6 protein-coding genes are annotated in these 4,167 nt (G+C 57.4%); 3 read left to right on the top strand and 3 right to left on the bottom strand.

The features are described 5' to 3' along the window. Positions 1–143: 143 nt before the first annotated feature. Complete coding sequence (locus tag ACOCD2_RS13470) at positions 144–560, top strand: hypothetical protein (RefSeq protein WP_293648698.1); 417 nt, start codon at positions 144–146, stop codon at positions 558–560. 75 nt (positions 561–635) lie between these two features. Further along, positions 636–2,108, top strand: coding sequence for an apolipoprotein N-acyltransferase (gene lnt / locus ACOCD2_RS13475; protein ID WP_293648701.1), 1,473 nt, complete (start codon positions 636–638; stop codon positions 2,106–2,108). Here the strand turns inward: lnt and ACOCD2_RS13480 are convergent. Continuing rightward, positions 2,069–2,287 carry a hypothetical protein gene (locus ACOCD2_RS13480; RefSeq protein WP_293885465.1) on the bottom strand — a complete coding sequence of 73 codons (219 nt, stop codon included), beginning with the start codon at positions 2,285–2,287 and terminating at the stop codon, positions 2,069–2,071. The two genes, lnt and ACOCD2_RS13480, sit on opposite strands and share 40 nt — an antisense overlap. 21 nt (positions 2,288–2,308) lie before the next feature. On the opposite strand from ACOCD2_RS13480, the gene ACOCD2_RS13485 reads away from it, so the two are divergent. Beyond that, on the top strand, positions 2,309–2,695 hold the full coding sequence (locus ACOCD2_RS13485) for a RidA family protein (RefSeq protein WP_293648693.1): 387 nt from the start codon (positions 2,309–2,311) through the stop codon (positions 2,693–2,695). Positions 2,696–2,706: 11 nt separating this feature from the next. On the opposite strand, the gene ACOCD2_RS13490 is transcribed toward ACOCD2_RS13485, so the two are convergent. Together ACOCD2_RS13490 and ACOCD2_RS13495 are read right to left on the bottom strand one after the other, a co-directional pair. After that, positions 2,707–3,120 carry a secondary thiamine-phosphate synthase enzyme YjbQ gene (locus ACOCD2_RS13490; RefSeq protein ID WP_293648690.1) on the bottom strand — a complete coding sequence of 138 codons (414 nt, stop codon included), beginning with the start codon at positions 3,118–3,120 and terminating at the stop codon, positions 2,707–2,709. Between the two features lie 5 nt (positions 3,121–3,125). Beyond that, positions 3,126–4,040 carry a hypothetical protein gene (locus ACOCD2_RS13495; RefSeq protein ID WP_293652654.1) on the bottom strand — a complete coding sequence of 305 codons (915 nt, stop codon included), beginning with the start codon at positions 4,038–4,040 and terminating at the stop codon, positions 3,126–3,128. Between the last annotated feature and the right edge of the window lie 127 nt (positions 4,041–4,167).

Below are 4,167 nucleotides of genomic sequence, written 5' to 3' on the forward strand. Positions count from 1 at the left end.
CCCATGGCTGTTGATCCATTCGATGTGTTGGGTCAATAGCATAGACTCGGCGTGCTATGATGTCAAGCCTCTACAGACATGAAAAAGCGATTGTAGATCCATCGAGGCAGGCTTGTACTCAGTCTTAGGGGTGAGTAGTTACATTGATATTTGTTTTTCTTTCGATCAATGAAACAGCATCGTTGCATGAGTCGTTGATCGATCCACTCAGAAACACTGTACACGCATCGGGGGTGCTCTATTATTCCTGGGTCATCCCCTATGGTTTCGCGCTGCTGCTGTTCGTGGTTCTGTATTTGCGATTCTTACTGGATCTTCCAAGAACCATCATGCTGTTGTTCATTGCTTCCGGCGCAATCTTTGTATCAGGAGCACTCGGATTTGAAATGCTGGGTGGGTGGTATGCGGACAGATACGGGGAAGTGTCCGTTGCTTACGCAATGCTCTATACATGTGAAGAAACACTGGAAATGACAGGCATCTCACTGTTTATTTATTCCTTGCTCAAATACATTGCCCAACGGTTCGACAATCTTCGCCTTGCCTTTTACGATGAATAGTCAGGGTTCTGTCTTTGAAGAAACAGCTTGTGACGATAAGAGAAGTTTTGAAATCATATCGATAGTCAAACTGTGATGACCCGCATCCGATTGCCTGTGGCATTTGCAACGGGGGCAGTACAGGTGTTGGCCTTTGCTCCCTTTTCCCAGGGTTGGATTGCGCTGCTTTCTCTTGCTGCCCTGTTCGCGCTTTGGCGTGGCACTAATCCGAAACAGGCATTTGGCATCGGCTGGGCCTGGGGCATGGGCTGCATGGGCTTCGGCGTGTTCTGGCTGCACAACAGTATTGCCCAGTTCGGGGGTGTATCCCTGCCCCTTGCCATCCTGCTGACGCTGTTGTTTGCTGCCGGCCTGGCCCTTTTTCCCGCCCTGGCAGGCTGGCTGGCGCGGCGTTTCTTCCGGGGTGAGGTGCGGCAACTGCTGCTGGTCTATCCCGCCCTGTGGGTGTTGCTGGAATGGCTGCGCAGCTGGCTGTTCACCGGCTTTCCCTGGCTGACGTCGGGTTATTCCCAGATCGATACGCCACTTGCCGGTTATGCGCCGCTGCTGGGGGTCTACGGTGTCAGCCTGATGCTGGCGCTGACGGCAGCTGCGCTGAACCTGTGGCGCAGCCCGTGGCTGTTGCTGGCGCCTCTCATCTGGCTGACGGGCTGGGGTCTACAGCAGATACACTGGATGACGCCGGAGGGTGCGCCTTTTACGGCGACCCTGGTGCAGGCCAGTATCCCCCAGGAAAAGAAATGGTTGCCTTCCCAGTTGCGCCCGACGCTGGAATTCTATGTCGAAACCAGCAAGGCGCATCCCGACAGTCGCCTCGTCATCTGGCCGGAAACGGCGGTGCCGGCATTTGCCGACCGGGTGGAAAAAAGTTTTCTTCAGCCCCTGGATACCTATTTCCGCGATCAGGGCCAGGATCTGCTGCTGGGAATTCCTGTACGGGATGCCAAGGGGCGTGCCTACAATGCCCTGATCAGCCTGGGAGCCTCCGGCCGGGGCCTGTATTTCAAGCGGCACCTCGTCCCTTTCGGTGAGTTCATGCCTTTTTCAGCCCTGCTGCAACCCCTGGTTGAGCTCTTCGCCATTCCCATGTCGTCATTTTCGTCCGGTGACAGGAACAAGCCGCCGCGACTGAAGCTGGCGGGCAGACAAGCCGGTGTTTCCATCTGTTATGAAGATACCTTTGGCGAAGAGGTTGCCCAGGCTCTGCCCGCCGCAGCTTTTCTGGTGAACGCCAGCAACGATGCCTGGTTCGGAGATTCCCTGGCGCCTCATCAGCACCTGGAAATGGCGCGCATGCGGGCGCTGGAAACCGGGCGCTACCTGCTGCGAGCGACCAACACGGGTGTATCGGCCATCGTCGATGAAACAGGCAGGATACTGGCGGTACTGCCGCAATGGAAGCGGGGCGCCATCACTGCCTCCATTCAGCCCTACGAGGGGGAGACACCTTTCCTGTGGTGGAAGAACTGGCTGGCAGTCGTTCTCGCTGCCCTGATGCTGCTGATCGCCTATCTGCGCAGGGAAGGCGGTGCACCCTCCACGTCCTGAACGCGCAGTCTGGCGGTTTCCTGCTTGCGCTGTTCCACTTCATATCTCAGGACCTGTGCATCCTGAAACAGCACCTCTGCTTCATCAGGCCAGGGTTCGTCAGGCAAGGCGGTTTTCCGGTCCTGCTCACAGGCTGTCGCCAGCCAGAGTATTTGTGTCAAAATCAGCATCTTCCTCATGGTTCAATAGTAGGCGATAAAATGAAAAAAGAAATCATCAGCACAAACAAGGCCCCCCAGGCCATTGGCACCTATTCTCAGGCGGTCAGGGCCGGCAACACGGTTTACCTGTCGGGCCAGATACCCCTGGTGCCGGAAACCATGGAAATGGTAGCCGGAGATATGGAGGCCCAGGTGCGGCGTGTTTTCGACAATCTCCAGGCCGTGGCCGAGGCAGCCGGCGGCAGCCTGGCGGACGTGGCCAAACTCAATGTGTTTCTGACCGACCTGTCTCATTTTCCCCTGGTGAACGAAGTCATGGCGGACTATTTCAGTCAGCCCTACCCCGCCCGGGCGGCTATCGGCGTGGCTGCGTTGCCCCGGGATGCCTGCGTGGAAATGGACGCCGTGCTCGAGCTCGGTGATTGAGAGCCTGAAACTCAGCCGGTAACGGTAACGACCACCTGGCGCTGGTGTGCCCTGCTGCGGTGCTCGTACAGATAAATGCCCTGCCAGGTGCCCAGCTTCAGCATGCGGTGATTTACCGGCAGGGTCAGATCCATGTTGGTGAGTATGGAGCGGATATGGGCGGGCATGTCGTCGTCGCCCTCGTCGATGTGCCGGAACAGCGGCGATCCGTCGGGCACCAGGTTGATCATGAAGCGTTCCAGGTCACTGCGCACAGTGGGGTCGGCGTTCTCGCAAAGGATGAGCGAGGCGCTGGTATGTTTGACGAAAACATGGCACAGGCCGGTGATGACGTTGGAGGCGGCAACCACTTTTTGTACATCCTTGGTGATGTTGTAAGTGCCGCGCCCGGCGGTGAGCAGGTCGAGTTGTTCCTGATAAGCCATGACTGTCAGCGCGAGCTCCCGGATTTCTGTTGTTTGGAAGAATTGCCCTGGGGCGTGACCGTAGCTTCCAGCCTGCCACCGTACTCCCAGGGGCCGGGGTTGACGGGGTTTCTTCTGGGGCGCCCCTCCATGTCCATGTCCATGGGCGTGGTGGCCAGTAACTGGTCGCTGTCCGCGAAAGGCGCGGTCTTGTCCGGGCGATAACCGGCGGCGCTGCCCATGCCGTCTGCCGGGAAAGCGGCGAACCAGGCCGGGTCGAACTTTTTCAGACGCAATTCGCCTGCAGCAGGTGTGAAATCGGAGAAGCGGCCGCCGATATACACGTTGCCGGAAAAGGAGCTGCTGTGTACGGTCTCCGGGTCGATCTCCACCAGCACGGTTTCCGGGTTTGCTTCCACAGTGTTTCCCGAACGCCGGTATCCCAGCAGGATATTGTTGCGGATCCGGTTGCGGTCCGAATAACGGGTGTTCTGCAGCACGTGACGGCGGTTGAAGCCGATGAACAGGTTGTGTTCGATGCGGTTGTCGCTGGAGCCCAGGCGCGGATTGTCCGTCTCCTGCCAGAAGCTGGTGCCATGGCGGTCATAAGGGCCGAAGATATTGTTGCGCACTACCGCATTTCTGACGGATGTGAAATTGGGCCCGACATCGCTGTTGTGGAAGTAGTTGCTTTCCACCAGGGCAAATTCAGTGATCCCCTGCCCCAGCCCGTTCAGTGCACTGCCATCGCAGCGGGGATCGTCATAGGGGATATCGTCTTCGGCGCAGGTGCTTTCCGGGTCGGCATTGATCTGAAAGTCGGAATTCGTATTGTTGTGCAGTTCATTGTTGCGCACGATGAACCAGTCTCCTCCATTCGACAGGTAGATACCGTGTCCATCGCCTTCACCGGCATGATGGGCGATATTACCATCGACCACGATCCAGCAAGTGTGTCTTCGGCCTCGTGATAGATTTTGGGACATCCCAGTCCCCAAAATCGACTCGGCCTTTGACAACCTATTGGTGCCCCAGCCGTCCTGGTCACCAAGCACTACGCAACAACTT

Origin of the sequence: Thiolapillus sp. (genome assembly GCF_048562965.1) — a bacterium.
In the GTDB taxonomy this organism is placed as follows: domain Bacteria; phylum Pseudomonadota; class Gammaproteobacteria; order Chromatiales; family Chromatiaceae; genus Thiolapillus; species Thiolapillus brandeum_A.

Coding starts and splice junctions, on each gene's coding strand:
- ACOCD2_RS13490 (WP_293648690.1), bottom strand. CDS start 3,120: ATGGCTTATCAGGAACAACTCGACCTGCTCACCGCCGGGCGCGGCACT.
- ACOCD2_RS13485 (WP_293648693.1), top strand. CDS start 2,309: ATGAAAAAAGAAATCATCAGCACAAACAAGGCCCCCCAGGCCATTGGC.
- ACOCD2_RS13480 (WP_293885465.1), bottom strand. CDS start 2,287: ATGAGGAAGATGCTGATTTTGACACAAATACTCTGGCTGGCGACAGCC.
- lnt (WP_293648701.1), top strand. CDS start 636: ATGACCCGCATCCGATTGCCTGTGGCATTTGCAACGGGGGCAGTACAG.